Origin of the sequence: Acetobacterium tundrae (assembly GCF_008086615.1) — a bacterium.
Taxonomy (GTDB): Bacteria; Bacillota; Clostridia; order Eubacteriales; family Eubacteriaceae; genus Acetobacterium; species Acetobacterium tundrae.
In genome coordinates, this window is record NZ_RXYB01000001.1 from 149,390 (window position 1) to 172,277 (window position 22,888).

General features: G+C 38.3%; 23 protein-coding genes. 22 read left to right on the forward strand and 1 reads right to left on the reverse strand.

The features are described 5' to 3' along the window. Positions 1–24 precede the first annotated feature (24 nt). The 19 genes from ilvA (at position 25) to FZC40_RS00745 (ending at position 16,597) form a co-directional block, all read left to right on the forward strand. Positions 25–1,221: a threonine ammonia-lyase gene (gene ilvA, locus FZC40_RS00655; RefSeq protein ID WP_148602022.1), complete on the forward strand. Its 1,197-nt coding sequence runs from the start codon at positions 25–27 to the stop codon at positions 1,219–1,221. 60 nt (positions 1,222–1,281) lie between these two features. Next, positions 1,282–1,629, forward strand: coding sequence for a phasin family protein (locus FZC40_RS00660; protein ID WP_148602171.1), 348 nt, complete (start codon positions 1,282–1,284; stop codon positions 1,627–1,629). Further along, positions 1,616–3,247, forward strand: a complete 1,632-nt coding sequence (locus FZC40_RS00665) for an ABC1 kinase family protein (protein ID WP_148602023.1) — start codon at positions 1,616–1,618, stop codon at positions 3,245–3,247. Before FZC40_RS00660 ends, FZC40_RS00665 begins: the two co-directional genes overlap by 14 nt. Positions 3,248–3,450: 203 nt before the next feature. Then, a complete protein-coding gene (locus FZC40_RS00670; protein ID WP_148602024.1) occupies positions 3,451–3,840 on the forward strand; it encodes a GntR family transcriptional regulator in 390 nt (129 codons plus the stop codon). Next, positions 3,821–4,516, forward strand: coding sequence for an ABC transporter ATP-binding protein (locus tag FZC40_RS00675; protein ID WP_148566743.1), 696 nt, complete (start codon positions 3,821–3,823; stop codon positions 4,514–4,516). The genes FZC40_RS00670 and FZC40_RS00675 overlap by 20 nt, the downstream gene beginning before the upstream one ends. Then, on the forward strand, positions 4,510–5,334 hold the full coding sequence (locus FZC40_RS00680) for an ABC transporter permease (RefSeq protein WP_148602025.1): 825 nt from the start codon (positions 4,510–4,512) through the stop codon (positions 5,332–5,334). The genes FZC40_RS00675 and FZC40_RS00680 overlap by 7 nt, the downstream gene beginning before the upstream one ends. A gap of 87 nt (positions 5,335–5,421) precedes the next feature. Beyond that, the gene (locus FZC40_RS00685) at positions 5,422–6,351 is read left to right on the forward strand and encodes an efflux RND transporter periplasmic adaptor subunit (protein WP_187389056.1); all 930 of its coding nucleotides are present in this window, start codon (positions 5,422–5,424) and stop codon (positions 6,349–6,351) included. A gap of 1 nt (position 6,352) precedes the next feature. Continuing rightward, complete coding sequence (locus tag FZC40_RS00690; RefSeq protein WP_148602027.1) at positions 6,353–7,081, forward strand: ABC transporter ATP-binding protein; 729 nt, start codon at positions 6,353–6,355, stop codon at positions 7,079–7,081. After that, entirely contained in the window at positions 7,068–8,318 is a 1,251-nt protein-coding gene (locus FZC40_RS00695) for an ABC transporter permease (RefSeq protein WP_148602028.1), read from the forward strand. The genes FZC40_RS00690 and FZC40_RS00695 overlap by 14 nt, the downstream gene beginning before the upstream one ends. A 169-nt stretch (positions 8,319–8,487) precedes the next feature. Beyond that, entirely contained in the window at positions 8,488–9,408 is a 921-nt protein-coding gene (locus tag FZC40_RS00700; protein WP_148602029.1) for an ROK family protein, read from the forward strand. Positions 9,409–9,501: 93 nt separating this feature from the next. Then, a complete protein-coding gene (rd, locus tag FZC40_RS00705) occupies positions 9,502–9,663 on the forward strand; it encodes a rubredoxin (protein WP_148566737.1) in 162 nt (53 codons plus the stop codon). A gap of 181 nt (positions 9,664–9,844) precedes the next feature. After that, positions 9,845–11,170: a PocR ligand-binding domain-containing protein gene (locus FZC40_RS00710; protein WP_148602030.1), complete on the forward strand. Its 1,326-nt coding sequence runs from the start codon at positions 9,845–9,847 to the stop codon at positions 11,168–11,170. A 12-nt stretch (positions 11,171–11,182) separates the two neighbouring features. Next, positions 11,183–11,845: a cobalamin B12-binding domain-containing protein gene (locus FZC40_RS00715; RefSeq protein WP_148602031.1), complete on the forward strand. Its 663-nt coding sequence runs from the start codon at positions 11,183–11,185 to the stop codon at positions 11,843–11,845. Between the two features lie 11 nt (positions 11,846–11,856). Beyond that, positions 11,857–12,477 (forward strand): GTP-binding protein, encoded by a 621-nt coding sequence (locus FZC40_RS00720; RefSeq protein WP_148602032.1) that lies wholly within the window; start codon positions 11,857–11,859, stop codon positions 12,475–12,477. Continuing rightward, a complete protein-coding gene (locus tag FZC40_RS00725) occupies positions 12,478–12,954 on the forward strand; it encodes a hypothetical protein (RefSeq protein ID WP_148602033.1) in 477 nt (158 codons plus the stop codon). It abuts the gene before it with no gap. Positions 12,955–13,232: 278 nt separating this feature from the next. Beyond that, entirely contained in the window at positions 13,233–13,622 is a 390-nt protein-coding gene (locus FZC40_RS00730; RefSeq protein ID WP_148602034.1) for a B12-binding domain-containing protein, read from the forward strand. Between the two features lie 21 nt (positions 13,623–13,643). Then, complete coding sequence (locus tag FZC40_RS00735; RefSeq protein WP_148602035.1) at positions 13,644–15,023, forward strand: methyltransferase MtaB domain-containing protein; 1,380 nt, start codon at positions 13,644–13,646, stop codon at positions 15,021–15,023. Between the two features lie 83 nt (positions 15,024–15,106). Beyond that, the gene (locus FZC40_RS00740; RefSeq protein ID WP_148602036.1) at positions 15,107–15,769 is read left to right on the forward strand and encodes a cobalamin B12-binding domain-containing protein; all 663 of its coding nucleotides are present in this window, start codon (positions 15,107–15,109) and stop codon (positions 15,767–15,769) included. Between the two features lie 30 nt (positions 15,770–15,799). Further along, a complete protein-coding gene (locus tag FZC40_RS00745; RefSeq protein ID WP_148602172.1) occupies positions 15,800–16,597 on the forward strand; it encodes a methyltetrahydrofolate cobalamin methyltransferase in 798 nt (265 codons plus the stop codon). 198 nt (positions 16,598–16,795) lie between these two features. Here the strand turns inward: FZC40_RS00745 and FZC40_RS00750 are convergent, their stop codons facing one another. After that, positions 16,796–17,485 (reverse strand): DUF554 domain-containing protein, encoded by a 690-nt coding sequence (locus FZC40_RS00750; protein ID WP_148602037.1) that lies wholly within the window; start codon positions 17,483–17,485, stop codon positions 16,796–16,798. Positions 17,486–17,672: 187 nt separating this feature from the next. On the opposite strand from FZC40_RS00750, the gene FZC40_RS00755 reads away from it, so the two are divergent. From FZC40_RS00755 to FZC40_RS00765, 3 genes are read left to right on the forward strand one after another with little or no spacing between them, the layout of a single operon-like run. Continuing rightward, positions 17,673–19,226, forward strand: a complete 1,554-nt coding sequence (locus FZC40_RS00755) for a Ppx/GppA phosphatase family protein (protein WP_243135612.1) — start codon at positions 17,673–17,675, stop codon at positions 19,224–19,226. Continuing rightward, positions 19,223–21,334 carry an RNA degradosome polyphosphate kinase gene (locus tag FZC40_RS00760; protein ID WP_148602039.1) on the forward strand — a complete coding sequence of 704 codons (2,112 nt, stop codon included), beginning with the start codon at positions 19,223–19,225 and terminating at the stop codon, positions 21,332–21,334. The genes FZC40_RS00755 and FZC40_RS00760 overlap by 4 nt, the downstream gene beginning before the upstream one ends. Beyond that, on the forward strand, positions 21,334–22,863 hold the full coding sequence (locus tag FZC40_RS00765; RefSeq protein WP_148602040.1) for a Ppx/GppA phosphatase family protein: 1,530 nt from the start codon (positions 21,334–21,336) through the stop codon (positions 22,861–22,863). Before FZC40_RS00760 ends, FZC40_RS00765 begins: the two co-directional genes overlap by 1 nt. Positions 22,864–22,888: the final 25 nt, after the last annotated feature.

The following is a 22,888-nucleotide window of genomic DNA, read 5'->3' on the forward strand; positions in this document are numbered from 1 at the left end:
AAATATACTTAGGAGTAATAAAATATGTTGACACTCGATAAAATCTATCATGCATCTTTTACATTAAAAAAATACATTCGTCCCACAGATTTAATTCATGCGCCAAAAATTTGTCCAGACAGTGAGATCTATCTGAAAACGGAAAATTTACAAATTACCGGATCTTTCAAAGTCCGTGGAGCATGCTATAAAATTTCACAGCTAACTGAAGAAGAAAGGTCCAAAGGGGTCATAGCCTGTTCTGCGGGCAATCATGCTCAAGGTGTGGCCATGGCGGCCGCCATTAACAATATCAAAGCGTTGATCTGTCTGCCGGATGGAGCGCCTATTTCCAAGGTTGAAGCAACAAAATCTTATGGTGCTGAGGTATGTTTGGTAGAAGGCGGCTATGACGAAGCTTATGCTAAAGCGCTGGAGCTTCAAGCAGAAAGGGGTTATACCTTTATTCATCCGTTTGATGATGATGATGTGATTGCCGGACAGGGAACCATCGGATTGGAGCTGTTTGAAAGCCTTCCGGATATGGATGCAGTGATTGTTCCGATTGGCGGGGGCGGACTCATATCGGGAATTGCCTATGTGATTAAGTCGCTTAAGCCTGATGTGAAAGTTTACGGGGTTCAGGCTTCAGGAGCGCCGAGTATGAAGACATCGCTAAAAGAGAAAAAAGTATGCTGCCTGTCACATGCCAACACCATCGCTGATGGGATTGCAGTAAAACAACCTGGGGAAATAACGTTTGATCTTTGCAGTAAGTATGTTGACGAAATTGTAACGGTCACGGAAGATGAAATTTCAACAGCCATCCTGACCTTGATTGAACAGCAAAAGCTGATTGCTGAAGGTGCGGGTGCGGTAGCAGTTGCGGCGGCCATGTTTGGCAAACTCCCGATTAAGGGAAAAAAAGTGGTATGCCTCATATCAGGGGGGAATATTGATGTTACCATTTTATCAAGGATTATAAAACGGGGACTGTTAACATCAGGGCGGTCCTGCTCACTTAATATTGAGTTGATTGATAAACCGGGACAATTAAAGGGCGTTTCTCAGATTATCGCAGATTGTGGGGGAAATGTAATTTCAATTCATCATGAACGCAGCAATGAAGGTTCAGATATTAATGGATGCTTCCTGCGGATTGAACTTGAAACCAGAAATTACGAGCATATTCTGGAAATCAGGAAGGCATTAACTGAGGGCGGATTTAAATTACAGGATTAATCATTCAGATTAGGGTATAATATAAATATAAAATTCAAATTATTAGGAGGAGAAAACATGTTGGAAAATATTGGTGAAGACTTAAGAAGAATATTTTTGTTTGGAGTTGGAGCTGTGGCTACCACGGCTGAAAAATCTAAAGAGCTTATTGATGAGCTTGTGGTAAAGGGTGAATTAACGGTAGAACAGGGAAAAATATTAAATGAAGAGTTGAAACACAATATTAAAGAAACGATTAAGGACAATGTTACGGTGAATGTTATTCATCCAGAAACTCCACCAACAGTTGATACGGTTGTTGAAAACTTGAATAAAATGACACCTGAAGAAATTCAAAAGATCAAAGAAACAATTGAGATGATGGAGACAGAACCATCTGAAAAAAGCGGAATAGATGAGTGTCAGTGATCCAATCACAATAATGGATGAACTGAATAATAAAAAAATAGACACCAATGGAAGAAGACTGGGAAAAATCATCGCCATTCTTATGAAACATGAAATTACTAAAGGGTTGACCCCGGAAAAATTGAGATTGATTATCGAAGATCTGGGACCAACCTTTATTAAAATCGGTCAAATGATGTCCATGAGGCGGGATGTTTTGCCTTCTGATTATTGCCTGGAACTTGAAAAACTAAGATCCCAGGTGAAACCAATGCCTTTTGAAACCGTTATAAAAATTATTGAAGAAGAATACCAGTATCCGGTCGAGGAAGTTTTCCGAGAAATCAAAAAAGAACCTTTAGGATCGGCCTCTATCGCCCAGGTGCATGAGGCCGAATTAAACGATGGATCAAAGGTGGTCATTAAGGTTCAGCGGGTGGGAATCTATCGGATAATGGCTCAGGATGTTGTTCTTCTGAATCGAGCAACTGGAATTCTAAATGTTACCAGTGGTATTGGAGACGTGATTGATTTTAGAATGATTGTGGATGAGATGTGGAGTACCGCTCAACAGGAAATGGATTTTTTGATTGAGGCACAGAACGCGCAATTATTTTATGAATGCAATGCCCTTGTTAATTATGTAAGTTGTCCTCGCATTTACAAGCAGTTTACGACTTCAAAAGTGTTGGTTATGGAAGCAGTAGAGGGCATTGAAATTGATGAAACAGAGGCTTTATCCGAAGAAGGGTATGATCTTCAAGAAATTGGCAAAAAGCTTTCAGAAAACTATGTTAAACAAATTATTGACGATGGTTTTTTTCATGCCGATCCTCATCCGGGTAATATCTTCATTCGAAATGGGCAAATTGTCTGGATCGATTTGGGAATGATGGGGAGATTATCCAAACGTGAGATGGGCGTTTTAAGACGTTATGTCAAGGCTGTTGCCACGGGTGATGTAGAGATGCTCAAGAGTGCCGTTTTAGCCTTAGGCGTTCACAAGGGGAGACGAATTAATCAACCCCAATTGTATGAAGCGATTGCCGGCATGCTTGAGGAATATGGAACGGAAGAATTCAGCAACATCAACATGGGTAGATTGCTGGAAGAGATATTGCGCATTGCCAGTGAGAACCATATTGCAATGCCAGGCGGCATCAGTATGCTAAGCCGTGGAATGATAACGATTGAAGGCGTTATAACAACGGTATCTCCAAGTACTAATATTGTAAATATTATGGCAAATCACATTGCTGGTCAGGAAGCTGGTGGTTTTGATTTAAACAAGATTATTGAAGACAATGGACGTAAGTTTATCATATCTAGTGAAAAAGCGATTAGTGTACCAGGACAAATATCGGATTTTCTCAGTCTTGCGAACAAGGGACAGATCAAGGTTAATTTGGAGCTTATCGGATCAGAGGAGCCATTGGCTGAAGTTGATAAAATGGTTAACAAGATTGTTGTTTGTATTATCAATGCTGCTTTGTTGATCGGATCGAGCTTTATTGCAACCACGGATATGACCCCAAAGCTGTTGGGAATCCCCGCTTTAGGAACCATTGGTTATATAACGGCCATTATTCTTAGTGGCGGTCTGATGGTTTCGATTCGAAAAAAGAAAAAAAGACGGTGAAATGCATAGGTGACAACCTCGCCTTGGAGACCACTGATGTTTCGCTTGTATCAGGACTTATTTTTATGTTTTATCGACAGTTTGAAAACTCGGTTCGCGAGTTTTTTTTATTTTTTGTAAAAAAATCATTGACAAAACGTTGAAATAGTATTATTGTATTAAGCAGGTAGTACAGCAATACAATAATACAAAGGAGGACAGCGATGAAATGGTACATTGATTCAGATCGACCAATTTATAAACAACTGGTGGAACAAATAGAGCTTAGAATCATTTCAGGAGTTTATTCACCTGGAGATAAACTTGGTTCAGTAAGAGATTTGGCGATGGATGCTGGTGTGAACCCCAATACCATGCAAAAGGCATTAGCAGAGCTTGAAAGAATGGATCTTGTTTTTGCACAGCGAACAAGTGGCAGATATATTACGGAGGATAAGAAAGTGATTGATGAAGTAAAGAAGGCCTTAGCATTTAGAGAAATTGAACAGTTCTTTGAAAAAATGAAACTGCTCGGCTTTGGAAAAGAAGAAATTCTGAAATTGATTGAAAAGGTTGAGGAAGGGGAAAACAGCAATGATAATACTAAGCGCTAAGAACTTGACAAAAAGTTTTGGCAAGAAGATTGCCCTTTCCAACGTAAACGTGGAGATCCCCAGAGGCCGAATTATTGGATTACTCGGTCCAAATGGCAGCGGAAAAAGTACATTTTTAAAATTGGCAACGGGTTTACTTGTTCCAACGGAGGGAGAAATAACCATTGATGGTGCAATTCCGGGCGTTGAAACGAAAGCTAAAACATCCTATTTGGCAGAAAGAACCTATCTAAACGGTTGGATGCGGGCTGAAGACATCATCGCTTTCTTTGAAGATTTCTATGAAGATTTCAACCGCATCAAAGCGGAAAACATGTTGAAAGAATTAAACATCAATCCCAGTGATCGATTGAAAACCATGTCCAAAGGAACCAAAGAGAAAGTTCAGCTGATTTTGATTATGAGCCGTTCGGCAGAACTATATTTATTAGATGAACCGATTGGCGGAGTCGATCCGGCCGCAAGGGATTACATCCTCAATACGATTATTACCAATTATAAAGAGAATGCATCGGTGATCATTTCAACGCATCTGATTGCCGATATCGAGCAGGTGCTGGATGACATTGTTTTCATTTCAAAGGGAGAAATAACCATGACATCCACAGTTGATGAAATCAGGGAAAAGTATAATAAATCAGTGGATGGATTATTCAGGGAGGTGTTCAAATGTTAGGAAAGTTATTTAAACATGAAGTAAAGGCGACGGGAAGAACTTTTTTACCGATGTATGGCGCGTTACTAATATTAACAATTTTCACAAAATTGGCATTAACCATTGGGGCACCGGACTTTTTTACCGATGATATTGCAACAGGCCCGGTTGCAGAAGTCATTTTGGGAATCACTTTTACCTTATATGTTATTTTCATCACAGCATTATGTGTGATGACCTTCGTGGTTATTATACAACGGTTTTATAAAAATCTATTTACTGATGAAGGCTATTTAATGTTCAGCTTACCAGTTAAAACCTGGGAACTGATATTGTCCAAATTATTGGTGGGATTAATGTGGTCAGTCGTTTGCTGTTTAATGCTGGTTATTTCTATTTTTATTCTTTCACTTGGAAGTTTTTCAATGATGGAAGTGGTTCAGGATATCAACATGGCTTATACCGATTTTTATACTCAGTTTGGAATGAGTCTTAATATAATTTTATTTGAATTATTCTTATGTATGCTTGTTAGTGCGATTTCATCCATCCTGTTGATTTATGCTTCTATCGCTATCGGGCAATTGTTTAATCAACATCGTGTTTTAGCTTCTTTTGGAGCCTATATTGTGATTACCATTGTTTTACAGATCATTGTATCGATTATACTGGTAGCCGTGCCCCTTCTGGCTAATCTGGATATACTTTTTTCGGGTATTGATGGGATAAAAGCAGCACAGTGGCTTATCAATGGCACAACCTTAATTAACTTGGTATTATGTGTCATATTTTATTTTTGTACTCAGTATATTATGGAAAAACATTTGAATTTAGAATAAATTAATAATAGAATAGAAGTAATTTCGAAAAAAATATAAAAAGGGAGAAGTATGATTTGAATTTCATGTAAATCATGCAAGAAAATGATGAAGAAAAAAGGAATAATCCTGTGTATCGTAATCGGAGCAGCCATTGTGATTGGCGGAGGAGTTTTTGTTTATGCCAGTTCACAAACCACCACCACCACTGGGACCACTGTAAAAACAACCCCGCTTGCAAAGGGAACCCTTCAAAATACGATTTCTGCGACGGGGGTTGTGGAAAGCACCACAAAAGTTAAAGTGAGTGATGCCAGCGGTGATAAGATCGAAAAAATCTATGTATCTGTTGGTGATTGGGTTGGCAGCGGAGACTGGTTATGTCAGCTTTACAACAAAGCCACGGATACCTATACCAATGTAAAAGCGGATACCAGTGGTACCATAACCGCTGTGAATGCCATCAAAGGCGCGATGGCCAGTGGCGAGCTTTTTACGATTGAAGACACCAGTGATCTTAAAGTTCAAGGAAAAATAAAAGAGGTGAATTTAAACCTTATTCATGAAGATATGGCGGTAACGGTGAAATCTGATGCCACCGGAGATCAGACTTTTTCGGGCAACCTCAGTAAAATCGCACCAACAGCAATAGAAACGCAGCCTTCAACAGATGCGACCACAAAAAATGCTGAGTTCGAAATCCAGGTTGATCTTCCTGCAAATGTTCAGGGACTTAAAATAGGGATGACCACCCGGTTGAGTATTATAAGTGAAGAAAAAAATGATGTCTTCAGCGTTCCCTTCGATGCTCTGGTTACGGATAACTCGGGACAGGCATGCATTTATATTGCAAAAGAAAATCCGGATAAAGCGGGTGCCTGGGTAGTTGCATCCATTCCGGTCACGCTCGGTATGGAAACAGACTCGCTTGCAGAAATATCTGGCGACCAGCTCACTCCCGGTATGGCGGTTATTGTTCAACCCCAAGCGCTGCAACCAGGCAATGCGGTTTCCCTAGAAGCAGGAGCAACTGTATAATATGAGAAAAAAAATAATTGAAATGAGAGGAATCGTCAAATCTTATTATCTTGGAACTCCCAATGAACTGGAAATTCTCCACGGAATTGATCTCGATGTTTATGAAGGCGAGTTTTTGTCCATTGTCGGGCCTTCCGGCTCTGGAAAATCTACCTTAATGAACATCCTTGGAGCATTGGATCGCCCCACTCAGGGACATTTTTTTCTGGATCAACTTCCGATGGAAAATGTCAAAGATGAGGGCTTATCAAAAATACGAAATGAAAAAATTGGTTTTGTTTTTCAGACATTTAATCTGATCCCCCGTTCCTCAGCGTTGAATAATGTGGCTCTCCCGATGCTCTATGGCGGAAAATCCCGAAGCGTCCGGACAAAACGGGCAAAAGAACTGCTTGAGTTAGTTGATATGACTGCTCGTTCCCATCACCGCCCCAACGAATTGTCAGGCGGTCAAAAACAGCGTGTCGCCATTGCCAGAGCGATGGCCAACGATCCGGCCATTATTCTTGCAGATGAACCCACCGGGGCATTGGATACCCACACGGGTCGGATGGTCATGGATATTTTTCACCGACTCCATCAGGAACAGGGAAAAACGATTATTCTGATTACCCACAACACCGAATTAGCTCTGGAAACAGAAAGAACTATCCGCCTCAAGGATGGTTCAATTGTGGAAAATAAAATTAATGAAAAAATTCAGTTGGAGGGAAGCTATGAATCTGCTTGAAAATATTCGACTGGCTCTGGAAGGTTTAAGAGCGAATAAAATGCGGGCCCTTTTAACGATGCTAGGAATCATTATTGGGATTGCTTCGGTTATGGCAATTTCAACTCTTGGTTCGGCGATGACTGGTTCTGTTTCAAAAACAATGGACAAAATTGGTGGAAAAAATATTTCAGTGTCTTTAACTCCTAAAAATTATGATTCCCAGGCCACTCTGCAACCGGAGGATTACATCACTCAGGATGAGCTTAACAGCTTTAAAGAAACTTATGCTGATCAAATTAGAGCAATCAGCCTTTCAAGCAGTCTTGGCTCCGGCAAGCTTAACAGCGGGTATGTTCACAAAGATGTCAGTGTCACTGGAGCAAACCCGGATTATCGTTTAGTTAATAACATCAACCTGGTTCAAGGGCGCTTTATTTCTGATCGGGATATTCAAAGTTCCAGAAACGTCATCATCATTGATACCACACTAAGAAATAATTTGGTTGGTGTCAATGGCGATCCAACAGGCATGGATATTACGGTGAAAACTAAAAATACCAATGAAACCTATACGATTATCGGAGTATATGAAAAAGTGGTTATTGACAATCCGTTATTCAATATGGGAGATGATACTCGGATTGAGTGTTTTATTCCGATTACCACGGCAATGTCACTAAATTCTGCATCGACAAGTATACCTGGTTATGATAACTTCACGATCATGGCTTCAGCAAATGCCGACACGACGGCCTTTGCTCAAATTACCAAGCAGTATTTTATCAAAAATATGGGAGCCTTGTCCGATTATACGATTGAAGCTCAAAGCATGGAAGCCATGGTCAGTGAAGCGACAAGCATGTTGAGCACCCTCTCACTTGGTATTTCAGTAATCGCCGGAATATCTTTGCTGGTTGGAGGGATTGGGGTGATGAATATCATGCTGGTTTCTGTAACCGAGCGGACAAAAGAAATTGGCATCCGGAAGGCTTTGGGGGCGAGAAACTCTGCCATTCGCAGTCAATTTATCATTGAAGCGATTATTATTTGTCTCATCGGCGGAATTATCGGAGTGGGACTCGGCTCAGTTCTTGGGGTATTAGGAAGTTCATTGCTGAAATTTCCGTCAACGCCGCCTGTCGGGCCCATGATAATTGCTCTTTGCTTCTCAATGGGGATTGGTGTCTTCTTTGGTTATTATCCTGCTAATAAAGCAGCAAAACTTAATCCTATTGATGCTCTACGTTATGAGTAATGATTCATTTAAAGTGCTGGAATCATACGGACAATTGTTAATCAGTTGTCCGTATTTCAATTATAGACACAATCACTTGAATAAAATGTTGGCAACTGATTAGGAAAAAAACTGCTGACACATACAAAAATCGTGTTATAATTCAGTAAAATAAACAGTGAGGTACAGCATGGGAATAGGAATCGATTTAGGTGGGACGACCATTAAAGGCGGAATAGTGAATAGCCAGGGAAAAATTTTACTGGAACGTTTTATTAAAACGGAAAGTCACCGCGGATATTCTAAATTGCTGAATGATTTGTTGACATTGATCAAAGAATTGCTTTCGTATGCCCCAGATGAGCAGTTGATCGGAATTGGAATTCCCGGTATTTTGTCTTGGGATGGGGCGATCGTGGTATCCTGTCCGAATCTGCGATGGAAAAATGTGACATTGAAAAAAGACCTCGAAGCTAGATTAACACAGGAAGTCAACCTGGTGAATGATGCAACAGCGGCCGGTATTGCCGAAGCAGCTTTTGGGAGTACTCTTGGGAAAACGAGTTCGATGATGATTACGCTGGGAACAGGTGTGGGAGGTGGACTCATCCTTAATGGTCGGATCATTTCCGGCGCTCATGGCGTTGCAACCGAAGTGGGACATATGCTGATGGAGAAAAATTTCTATTCCTGCGGTTGCGGTAAAAACGGATGTCTGGAAACATTTGCTTCAGCGACAGCTTTGATTCGTTATTGTAAAATGCAAATGGAGCATGGCGTTGAATCGTCCTTGACCACTGAAAAAATGCTGGATGGAAAAATAATCATCGATGCGGCAAAAGCCGGTGACCCTTTGGCGTTGGAGGCGGTTAATCGGCTTGCCAGGTACTTAGGTTGGGCAATTGCCAATATTAGTGACATCGTTGATCCTGAGATTTATGCGATTGGTGGAGGATTGTCTTATGCGGGAAATTTTCTGCTTGAAAAAATACGCATGGAAACATTAAAACGGCTAACCTATCCACAAAATGCCGTGCCGGAAATAGTTTTAGCAACGTTTAGAAATGAAGCCGGTATTATCGGAGCGGCAAACTTAAAAAGATTTATTTGATTTAATTTAAAATAATTCATAAAAAAGATTGAAATATTTCTCAGAATAAATATAATAGAAATATAAAAAGACTATGAATAGGAGAAAAATAAAATGCAGAAATTTGAATGCGATGTATGTGGTTATGTTTATGATCCAGCTTTAGGTGATCCTGACAATGGCGTAGCTCCTGGAACAGCTTTTGCTGATCTTCCAGAAGATTGGGAATGCCCAACCTGTGGCGTTGGTAAAGATGATTTTTCAGCGATAGACTAATATTATTGTTAAAAAAGAGCTTCGGCTCTTTTTTTTTACTGTGAAATTTGCTGAATATATGAAGCATCACAAAAAAACACCAAATAAAGCAAGAAAGTACCTATTAATATATCTGAAAATGATATACTCTTATAATATAGAACGTTATACGTTTACAATTCGATGAATATGAGGGGCAATTATGAAAAAGGAAGTTAACGATAAAAATTGTTACCGGTTATCCAATCGAGCACGATTACTACAGCTGGTTGATAAAGATATTATTGTCAAAATATTAGATGCTTTTACTAAGGTAACCGGTTTAACAGCAAATATCGTTGATGTGGAAGGACACTCAATTTTTTCTAAAAAAGATGCTCAAAAAAATTGTGAGTTTTGTCATATGATATGGAAAATGGAAAAAAAGAAGGGCATCAGTCGTTGTGTGGGTGCCTATGCTCGTGCCGGAAAACAAGCAGCTATTTTTGATGAACCTTATATTTTCAGATGCCCTGCCGGCTTAATTGAATGGGCAGCACCGATTATTTTTGATGAAGAGTATTTAGGAACCATCATCTGTGGACAGGTTTTAATGTGGGAGCCGGAAGAATTCTTCTGGATTGAATTAGAAGAAATGAATCGATGCTTGACCGATGATTTCAAAGACTTGTTTATAGCAGCTAAAAAGTTGCAAGTCGTTTCAGGTGATAAGGTTCAGGGGGCAGCATCACTTTTGTATGTGATTGCAAACTATATCATCAAAACGGGATGGGAAAGCTTACATCAAAAAAAAGAATTTGAATTGCAACAACTTTTACTGAATGAAGAGATTCAAACCCGAAAAAATCTTGAAGAGAAACTCAATAGCCAGAGTCTAAACTTTTTTTTTGAAAAGGAAAAAGCACTTATTGGAAAAATAAAGTTAAATGATTTAGAAGAATGCCGAAAAATATTCAAGGTGATGCTGGCTGACATTTTTTCTGAGGGTGGAGAAAAAATTTTAAAAATTAAAGGCCGTGTTTATGAATTGATTGTGGTGATGTCACGAGCTTGTGTAGAGACAGGGGTTGATATTGAAAAGTCAATTAACTTTAACGAAAACTTATTGCAGGAATTAAACAGCTGTTACAGCATTAGAGAAATAAATATTGTCGCATCATCATTATTAGAACGTTATTTAGATGAAATTCAGCATCATCGCAAATCAAAAAACAGAACCGCAATTGAGGGAATCAAAGGATTCATTCGGAATAATTACGATAAAAACCGTACCCTTGAAGAGATTGCCGATTCTGTTTATTTGAGCCCCTTTTACGTCAGTCGAATTTTCAAAGAAAGTCAGAACATGACGGTTATGGATTATGTGACAAAGGTTAAGCTGGATGAAGCTAAAAAAATGCTGAGAAATCCCCGCTATAAAATTGAAGAAATCGCCATGACATTGGGTTACAGTGACGGCAGTTATTTTTCAAAAGTTTTTCGTCGCAATGAAGGGATGACACCAACACAATTTAGACAGAACCTTTAAAAGGAGGAAAATATGGATGCATACTTAAAAAAAATTCAAGATGGTATCATTGATGGTGATGCAGAACTTGTCAAGAATTCGACAGAACAGGCACTCATACAGGGGATTGATGCTGATATGATCATAAAAACGGCATTGATTCCGACGATGGAAAAAATTGGCAAGGAATTTAAGGCAGGTGATATTTATATTCCGGATGTGTTAATGTCATCAAGAGCAATGCATGCCAGTCTCTATGTTCTAAAGCCATTGCTGATCGAAACAAATCAGAGCAAAAAGAAAGGCATTGTGATTATCGGGACAGTTGCCGGAGACCTCCATGATATCGGAAAAAACATGGTTTCAATGATCCTGCAAGGGGATGGTTATGATGTCATTGATTTAGGAATCGACGTTCCGGCGGCATCCTATATTTCAGCAATTCTACGATATAAACCAGACATTCTAGCGATGTCGGCACTGTTAACAACGACCATTGGAGAATTTAAAAATGTCATTCAAGCTATTATTGACGAAGGACTAAGGGACCGAGTTAAGATTGTAGTAGGAGGCGGACCGGTAACACAGAATTATGCTGATGAAATCGGAGCAAATGGTTTTGGAAAAGATGTTTTTGAAGCCATTGAGGTGGTAAATAAACTACTTGGGAATAAGGAGGGCTACTTTAATGTCTAAAAGGTGGAAAAATGATAAAAAATAATCGCCCGGAAGTTATTCTGTTTACTGGGTTTCTGGGCTCAGGTAAAACAACCATGCTTTTAAAAACGATTGAAATGGCATCGGTTTATCAGAAAAAATGTGCAATTATTATTAATGAAATTGGTGAGGTGGGTATTGATAATCGCCAGATGCGAATGTTGGGCTATGATGTTCTGGATTTGTTTGGCGGGTGTGTGTGTTGCACAATGAAAGTAACATTGGAGGCGACAATTAATCACTTGCTAGAAAATAACGATAATTTAGATTATATATTATTTGAACCATCCGGTGTGGCGGATCCATTAGCTTTATATGAGGCCATAACCAATTGTGGATATGCTGAAAGTGACATTCAGAATATTTTTATTTTCGATCCAACCAGGATCGACTTTTATCAAAAACATTTAAAAACACTGTTTTGGGATTCTGTGAATTTGGCAAATTATGTAGTGATCAACAAAATTGATGAGGTATCAAAAGAGAGAACGGAGGAAGCAGCAGACATGGTAGCATCAATTAAACCCGGCATTAAATCTTTTAAAATGAACTTAAACAACGAATTAACGTCTGAATTTAGCCAACATCTTATGGGAAAGGAGGTAAGCTAGATGTATCAAGAGGAGTTTCTTCCGGTTGTTTTTAAAGTTGAACTGAGATCAGAACGGACTTTTTCAGTTAAAAAATGGCAGAAGATTATTGATGATATATTTTGTTCATATGTGGATGATATTTCAAAAAATGAGGAATGTTTGATTGGTCACATTAAAGCATTAGCTGAAATTGATAAAGAGAATTTTATTAAATATAGTTGTATCAATGATTCGAATCATATTAACAGCGAAGTTCATTGTAAGCAAAATAATATCAATAAAATAAATATGATCATCAACTCACTTGTTTCAAATATCAGCGAAAATGAAAGTTGTCAGTTTTTAGAAAGATCATGTCTGGTAGCTGAAAATGCCGGCGATCAGATAAATATCGAGATTGTAAAAAACGAGAAAATAACAATCGAAAAAACGCATCATCATGGAGAAGATGAAGTCTGCCCAATCTGCGGGGAGCATCATCTACACAAAGATTGATCATGATAAATTATGAATAAATCGTATAACCAGCAATATTTACAATAAATAGTGCTGGTTATAGTTATATTTTGGCGATATTAATACAGAAAGCAAGATAATACCGAATAGTGTAAAAATCGTCTAAAGACGAATGATAAATGATACGGTAAGATAAGAATATAAAATATTTATTTTAGTAATCCTGTCAGGACTAAAAATAAAAAAGAACATTAGAGGAGGGGTAAGAGAATTTCAAAATAACAGATTGTTGTTATTTTGAATTGTTGGAGGATTATATGGATTATAAAGCGTTGATATGGTATGTAAAAAATCTTGAAGATGAAATTGTTGTGGAAATATTGGATGACTTTATTGCTCATAATCCAACAAGAGATGAAGGAATTGAAGTGATGAGAGCATGTCAAAAAGGGACTGAAGAAGTTGGAAGGCTGTTTGAACAGGGGAAATATTTCGCTGGTGATCTGTTATTCGCCGGTGAGATGTTAAAAGAAGCCAAAGCTAAGCTTCAGCCAATTATCGGAGAGGATCTTAATTATTTAAAATCCGGTAACATTACCCTTGGTCCAGTGTACGGAGATGCATCTGAACAAGGAGAAGAGATTTTAGCAAAAATCGTGAGAATGGCGGGTTTCGTTGTGGTTAATTCAACCGTTAGAGTTTCATAAATAAAATTTTGGAGGAAAAAAATGACTAAGAAATTTAATCAACTGGCATATCGTAATTTAGATGATTTTGTATATGGGTCCAGTCCAAATCCGGTAACGACAAAAAGTGGTATGGTTATTGGCGGTGGAACGGTTTATCCTGAAATTAATTTCACTTTGCCGGGAATGGATATTAATGATTCAACTATAAAGAAGGCAGCAACGATTTATTCGAATATTATCGATGGCGTTTTGAAACGGGCATCTGAATTATATGCACCAGGGGTTTTAGTCGAATATGAAACGCTTCCTGATTTTACAGAGCACCCGAAGTACGGAATCGAAATCAATCGTATTCTCATAAACAGTATGAAAGAAGCAGCTGAAAAATACGGTTTAAAAACAGCGATCCGAACAACCCCAAATGATTTAAGAGAAATGAGCCGCCCGCCAGTGATGCGAAGTGGAAAATACTGGGATACCATGCTTGAACTTTTTGAGCAGAGTGTAAAAGATGGGTCTGATTTTATCTCCATCGAATCAACGGGTGGAAAAGAAATCAATGATTCAGCATTAGTTAAAGCGGATATTCGAAAAGCAATTTTTGCTTTAGGAGTACTGGGATGTAGAGACATGGAATTTTTATGGAAGAATTTGGTGGAAATCGCCGGTCTCGGTAAAGATTGTTATGCCGCCGGTGACTCAGCATGTGGCTTTGCCAACACGGCAATGGTATTAGCAGAAAAAGGATTTATCCCACATGTTTTTGCTGCTGTCATTCGCGTGATTGCAGTACCAAGAGCTCTAGTGGCTTTTGAGCAAGGAGCTGTCGGACCGAGCAAAGACTGTGCTTATGAAGGCCCTTTCATTAAGGCAATTACGGGATGTCCAATTTCTATGGAAGGCAAATCAGCAGCAGGAGCTCATTTAAGCCCGATTGGCAACATTGCCGCTGCAGTTGCGGACACATGGAGTAATGAATCAATTCAACAGGTTAAATTACTTTCGGAAATGGCCCCGATTGTGGGGATGGAACAATTGATTTACGACTGTCGGTTAATGAATGCAGCAACCGAGAATGGACAACAGCTGATTTTCAGAGATTTTCTGGTAAAATCCGATGCCGCATTGGATGTTCAGGCTTACGTTCTTAAACCGGATGTAGTCATGAGAATTAGTGCTGAACTGGTAAAAATACAAGATAATTTTCTAAGAACGAAAATAGCTGCTCAACTCACCGTCGCAGAATTAAAGAAAGCAATCAATGAAGGAAAAGTTAAAAGTGATAAACGAGATATGAAATGGCTTGATAAAATGGAAAAACAAATTGAAACTATTCCAGATGACGCCATTGAATTCTACAATCAGATAAAATCGGAGTTGGATTTGGACAAATTTATTCCCAGCGAATATGGTTTATAATAAAAAATGATGCGTTAAAAGAGGGTAAGACAAATAACGAGAACGGTAAAAATAAAAATATAGAAATTCCAGGAGGTATTAGAATGGCAACTTTAGAGAATGTTTCGCAATGTGTTTTAGATGGTGATTTAGATGAAATTAAAGTATTAGTTCAAGCGTTACTTGATGAGGGAATGGATCCAATTAAAATTATCAATGAAGGCTTGATTGCTGGGATGAATATTGTTGCTCCTTTATTTAAAAGTGGAGAAATGTTTGTACCGGAAGTAATGGAATCCGCCGATACAATGAACGAAGGCATGAAAATAGTAAAACCGCTGATTATGGATGCTGATATGCCAAGTAAGGGGAAAATTATCATCGGAACAGTGAATGGCGATTTACACGATATTGGTAAAAATCTTCTGATTATGATGATGGAAAGCAATGGGTATGTCGTTGTTGATTTGGGTGTGGATGTCAAAGAAGAAGATTTTGTCGCAGCAGTTAAAAAACATCAGCCTGAAATCGTTGGAATGTCATCCTTATTAACAACGACGATGATGAAAATCGATTCCACAATCAAACAATTAATCAAAGAAGGGGTTCGTGATCAAGTTAAAGTTATTATTGGTGGAGCACCGGTTACACAGGAATTTGCCGATGATATAGGCGCCGATGGTTATTCTGAGGATGCTTCAACAGCAGTTGATCTTTGCGACAGAATGATGGATGAAATTTGTGGACAGCAGGCAATCAGTGCCTAAGGTAAATCAAAAGAGGAGGCAACAATCATGCTGACAATTGTAGGGGAATTAATTAATACGAGTCGGAAGACGGTAAAAGAAGCAGTAATGAATAAAGATAAAGCGTATATCTGCAATCTTGCCGCTAAACAGGCGAAGGCAGGTGCAACCTATATTGATGTAAATTGCGGTAATATGATTAATAATGAAGAGGAAACAATGGCGTGGTTGGTCAGTAACATTCAGGATGAAGTTGATCTTCCCTTGTGCATTGATAGCCCTAGCGCAGCAGCTCTTGATGTCGGTTTGGCATTGTGCAAAAATGGCCGTCCGATGATCAATTCAATATCTGATGAGGAGGAACGATATGATTCTGTTTTACCGCTCATAAAAAAATATAATGCTAAAATTGTGGTATTGTGTATGGATAGCACCGGGATGCCTGTTACGGCGGATGATCGAATTAAAGTCGTCCGCAATCTTTATGAGAAATTGTCAAATGAAGGGATTGCCGGTGATGATATGTACTTTGATCCATTGGTGAAACCAGTCAGCAGTGTGGGTACTGCCGGAATTGAGGTGCTGGATACGATAAAGAAAATAAAGACGGACTTTCCGGATGTTCACTTCATGTGCGGACTCAGTAATATTTCATATGGTCTGCCGAATCGGGGTATTCTCAACCGCTTGTTTGTCGTTCAAACCATGACGTTGGGAATGGATGGATACGTACTGGATCCGACCAATTCCAACACAATGGCCGATATTGTGACATCCAAGGCGTTACTTGGTTTGGATAACTATTGTGGTGGTTATATAAAAGCACACCGCCGGGGCCTGCTCATCTAATTTTTAACATCATTTCCAATAACTCCAATTTAAATAAATAGAATAAGAAAAATATCGTTTAACTACAATTGTTTATCGTTTTATGAATCTAGTATGGGCAGGTTTCACCAGCCTGTCAAGAGGTTTTATATGCCGATAAAACAATTGTAGTTAATTTTTTGAAAAAATCAGATGATTTTGGGCAATAGATACCTTGGATTAAAGTCCTAAAAGACCAATAATCCAAAGAATAATAATTGGCATGATGATGGCTGGCAGAAGATTGCCGACTTTAAATTCTTTGATCTTAAGCATGTTGATGCCAATGGCCATAATCAGAATACCCCCAACGGCATTCATTTCAGTGATCATTTCGGTTGAAAGGAATGGTTTGATTGAATTGGCCAGAAGAGAAATGCTGCCCTGATATAAAAAAACCGGAATGGCCGACAGTAGAACGCCAATGCCCATGGTTGAAGAAAGAATCATAGCGAAAATACCATCCAGTAGTGATTTGCTGAGTAAAATACTGTAAGTTCCGGTTATGCCATTTTCCAGTGCACCCATTATTGCCATTGAGCCGGTGCAGAATAATAAGGAAGCACTTACAAAACCAATGGATACATTGTTATTGCTTTTTTTCATTTTTGATTCAAGTGTATCTCCGATGCGTTTGAGTTGCTTTTCGATATCGATGAGCTCTCCAACAATGGCCCCAAGCAAAAGGCTCACCAACATTAACGTAATATTTTCAGTTTTAAGAGCCATCGTCGTGCCAATAATGACGACGCCCAGACCTAGTCCCTGAGTAATGGTTTCGCAAAGCCGCTGAGGTAAAGCCTCCTTTAATAAAAGGCCGATAAGACTGCAGAAGACAATAGCCGCTGCGTTAATAATTGTACCGAGCAAGATTTTTCCTCCTGATGTTGATAGTTATCTTTATATTGTAACATAGAATAATAACCGCTGATACAATAACAAGTAGTTGTAAATAACTCAATGTAAAAAAAAGCCAAAAAGACGGTTCTTTCTAGACTTTTAACATCCATTTTATATAAAATATGATAAAATGATAGAAAGATTTGGGGTGATTTTTATGATAAAGCGATTTTCAGTTATCTATATCGGTTCCAGCAGATGTGAACTGATTGTTGGACAAAGAGGCAAAGGCTGTATTAATATTTTGGATCGGGCGATGTACCCAATCAGTTTTGGAAGCCAGAGTTTTACTAAGGGAGAAATTAGTTTTAAATCTGCATATGCATTGTGTCAAACGATTAAAGAATATATTGAAATGTCAAATGCTTACGCTGTCGAATCAATAAAAATATTTGGGACAACGGCCCTTCGTGAGGCGAAAAATCGGCTTTATATTCTTGAGCAGATTAAAATCAACACAGGTGGTTATGAAGTCGAAATATTGGAGAAAGAAGAAGAAATCCATTTAATTTATCGTCACATGGTTCTAAAATGTGATTCGGCATTCAACATTACCGGAGATGAGACTGAAGATCAGATGTTTGCAGCGATATCCAGTGGAAATGTATCAGTGGCACTGCTAAAAAATGGGGTCATTAACTATCATCAGACGGCTGAACTGGGGTATTTAAAAACAAAAGAAATTCTTAAGTCAATTGAAGAAAACTCAGAACGATTTGAAACCTTGCTAATGGAATTCATTTCAACATACACTCAGGATATTGTTGAAAACATTCAAAAACGAAATGTAAAAAGGCTTTTTGTTTCGTCACATGAAGTAGATGTTATTGCGCAATTATGTGGGTTCACAGAACATCAAGAGTATTATATTGTTAATGCAAAAGAATTTAAAAAACTATGGAAAACAACCGCAGATCTTACCGCGAACCAGCTTATGAAGCAAAATCCATTTTTGGATCAGAATGAAGCTGAAACGCTGAATCATACCCTCGCACTTTATTTGAAATTATTGGCTGAAACCGGTGTCGAAACCGTTGTATTAGTTCCGATGATGATTGGAGATGCCTATTTAGATTTTGAATTTCAGGTCACAAAGAAACAACAGTTGTTTGAATGGATTGAAGAGGGGAGTTATTCTTCAGCAAAGGCAATTGGTCAAAAATATCACACCAATCAAAAGCATGCTGAATTTGTTGAAAAGATGAGCCTTAAAATATTTGATTCTTTGAAAAAGTATCATCAGTTGGGTAAACGAGAACGACAGCTGTTATCCATGCTATGTTATTTATTGGAGGTCGGTAGTTTCATTGATCATAAAAATTATCAGGTTCAAAGCCGACATATTATAGAGACAACGGATCTTATTGGCGTCACTCAAAAGGAAAAAGCTCTTCTGGGGAAGGTTGCTGAAGCAGTGAAGACAAGTTTTCTCTCAATTGAAGAAGAAAATATGTATTCAAAGGACAAGGAAGAGCAATTAGTGCTTGCAAAACTTGCGGCGATATTAAAATTAGCGATTGCTTTGGATATAAGTAGTCAACAGAAAATTCAAAAGCTCCAGTGTCATATTAAAGAAGAAAAATTGATTGTGGAAGTGACAACAGGAAAAAACTTTCAACTAGAAGAGTATTTCTTCAAAGCAAGCAGAAATACAATGGAAGAAGTATATGGCATTAAACCAATATTGAAAATTAAGAGGATAGAGTCATGAAAAACAAATTATTTATCAATCGAGAGATTAGTTGGCTGGATTTTAACTACCGCGTTTTAGAAGAGGCTTATGATAAAGGTAATCTTATTATGGATCGGCTGAAATTTCTGGCCATAACAGCATCTAATCTGGATGAGTTTTTTATGGTGCGTATGGCTGGTATTATGGATCAGATCAATGTTGGCTATAACAAAAAAAGTATTGATGGCTTTACGCCGAAAGAACAACTGGCTGATTTAAGAAAAATTACACAGGAGATGATGGATCGTCAGTATACCTGCCTTTCAAAATCAATTATGCCTGAGCTTAATCAAAATAATGTGTTTGTTTTGAATTTCAACGAACTTGATGAAGAAGGCAAAGATTTCGCACGCTATTATTTCAGGCATGAATGTTATCCAGTATTGACTCCTCAGGCGATTGATAACAGCCGTCCATTTCCGTTGGTAAAAAACAATAAGGTTTATCTTTGCATCATGCTACATGACACTGAATTAAAAAATAAAGAAGAGAAAGACTATATGGCGATTCTTGAAATCCCCAAAGTGCTTGATCGAATCATTGCTTTGCCGAAATCAAAGGAGGCAAAAGAATTCAATTATATTTTTATAGAAGATTTAATCAGTCCATTTGTCAATGAACTTTTTACAGGATATGATGTCAAACAAGTCACTGAATTTCGAATTACCAGAAATGGCGACCTGGCAATTGATGAGGATGAAGCAGAGGATTTGCTGATTGAAATTGAAAAATCAATTGAGCAACGCAAATGGGGTGCCAGTATAAAACTGGAAGTCTCGAAGACCATGAGTAAGAAAATGAAAAAGTGGCTGATGAATGAGTTGGAAATTGAAGAAAACGAACTCTATGAGCTAAAGGGAAATCTGGATCTAACCTGTTTTATGAAATTTCAGGGACGACCTGAGTTTGAAGAGTTAAGGGAACCCCGATATATCCCACTTATGTCTAATGAATTTTATGGATGTGAAGACATTTTTGATGTCATTCGGGAGAAAGACCGGCTTTTGCATCATCCCTATCAGTCGTTTAATACAGTTATTGATTTTGTACGGACAGCAGCGTTAGACCCAGATGTTTTGGCAATTAAGCAAACACTCTATCGCGTCAGCGGAGATTCACCTATTATTGAAGCGTTAATTCAGGCCGCGCAGAATGGCAAACAGGTTACGGTGTTGGTGGAGCTGAAAGCTCGTTTTGACGAGGCCAACAATATTATATGGGCGAAAAAGTTGGAGAAGGCGGGATGCCATGTCATTTATGGATTGGTGGGATTGAAGATTCACTGTAAAATGATTCTGGTTGTTCGAAAAGAATCAGACGGAATAAGGCGTTATGTTCACCTTGGAACAGGAAACTATAACGATGTGACCGCAGCTCAGTATACTGATTTGGGAATGTTTACGGCGAAAGAAAGCTACGCTTCGGATGTGTCAACACTGTTTAATCTTCTTTCGGGTTATAGTCATTATACTTTATGGAAAAAAATCGAAGTAGCACCTAAAACCCTGCGAAATGCATTTTATTTAGCGATTGAACGGGAAATCGATAATGTAAAAATGGGTGAGAAAGGGAAAATTGTTGCAAAAATGAATGCCCTTATTGATGAAGGCATCATAAATAAATTGTATGAGGCATCCCAAGCAGGCGTTGAAATTCAACTGATAGTGAGAGGAATGTGCTCAATTATTCCGGGAATCCCCAAAATAAGCGAGAATATTACCGTTCGCAGTATCGTTGGAACCTATCTCGAACACAGCCGAATCTATTATTTTTACAATCAAGGAAAAGAAGATATTTTTCTATCCAGTGCAGACTGGATGGAACGGAACTTAAACAGACGGATTGAAACTCTTTTTCCCGTGGAAGATGAGGATATAAAGAAAAAAATTAAACATATTATTGATATTACGTTAAGAGATACAATTAAAACTCGACTAATGACGGAAACCGGTGAATATCAGCGAATCGATAAACGTGGTAAAGAATTGCTTTCCTGTCAAAAATATTTTTGTGAAGAAGCACAAGAAGAATTAGAAGCAGAGAAAAAAGCCGTACTGCTTAGTAATGATATGGGGGGAAAACAATAGTGATAAGACATAATATCGGAGTAATCGATATTGGCTCGAATAGTGTTCATCTCGTGATCGGTGAATATTTTAACAATGAATATTTTCAAATAATTGATGATGTTAAGGTCAATGTGCGTCTCAGTGAAGGAGTCGCAGAAACAGGATACTTACAAAAAGACCGTATGGATTTTGGCCTGGAAACATTATTGATGTTCCAGAGTATGTGCGAGGCATATGGCATAGAAAAGGTAATAGCCGTTGCAACGGCAGCGATTCGAAAAGCTCAAAATGGAAAAGATTACGTGGCAGAGATCAAGAAAAAAATCGGCATGGATGTTGAGATTATTTCAGGTGAAAAAGAAGCCGCGATGGATTATCTTGGGGCCATCAATACGCTTGAGATTAAGGACGCATTACTGATGGATATCGGGGGTGGGAGTACCGAATTTGTGCTGATAAAGAATCGCAAAAAAATTGATTCCGTCAGCCTTCCTTTAGGATCTGTTGATTTATCTGAAAAATTTGATCTTGCTGATGAGATAACTGAGAATAAAATCAATGATCTGGAGCAATATCTTAATAAACTTTTCGAAGAAATCCCAATTTTATCAAAGAGTAGGGGACTTCTTATTATCGGAGTGGGGGGAACCATTCGAAATGTCGGGAGAATTCATCGTAGTATGATTGATTATCCAATGGAGATTGAACATAATTATCATATGAAACCCAGTGAGGTTATACAGGTCTGTGATTTGGCTGCAGGGATGAATTTAGCAGAGCGATCAAACCTTAAAGGGCTTTCTAAAGGGCGAACGGATATTTTCGTAGGGTCCAGTCATATGCTTGAACGGATGATGCAGCATATTGACGCTCCTGAGCTTGTCATCAGTAATGCCGGGATTCGGGATGGCATTATTTTTGATTATTTTGGCTACAATGAAGACAATCTGGTTTATGATATTTTTGAATTATCATTATTGGATATCGTGCTCAATTATAATGTGAATATTCCGCATGCCTATCATGTTTTGAAACTTACAAATGCTTTATTTGAACAGCTGAAACCATTACATGAGATAACCCGGGATGTTGATAAAATGATAAAAGCCAGTGCGATGCTTCATGATTCTGGCATTAAAATCCAATATGGAAATCACCATGAACATAGCTTTTATATCATTCTCAATGCCGGTTTGTTGGGGATTGAACAAAAAGATATTCTAATGAGTGCCTTTATTGCACTCAATCATCGGACGAACAAAAAGATTAAGGTTTCTGAAGAATATGTTGGTTTGCTTCGAGAAGAGGACCGACGATTAATTGATCAGCTGAGTCTTTTTTTGCAAATATCTGAATATTTGGATCGAAGTATGGATGGGGTTGTAAAAGAGTTGAATTGTGTGATTATGGATAAAGAAGTTCAGCTGAATGTTCTAACGACCGGACACTCTGTTTTTGACAACATGATTGTCAATGAATGCGGGAAAAAATTTAAACGTGTCTTTAATAAAAATTTGACAATAAAAAATAAGGTGATTCCTCAATAAAATTAGAAAAAAAGCTCCGATTATT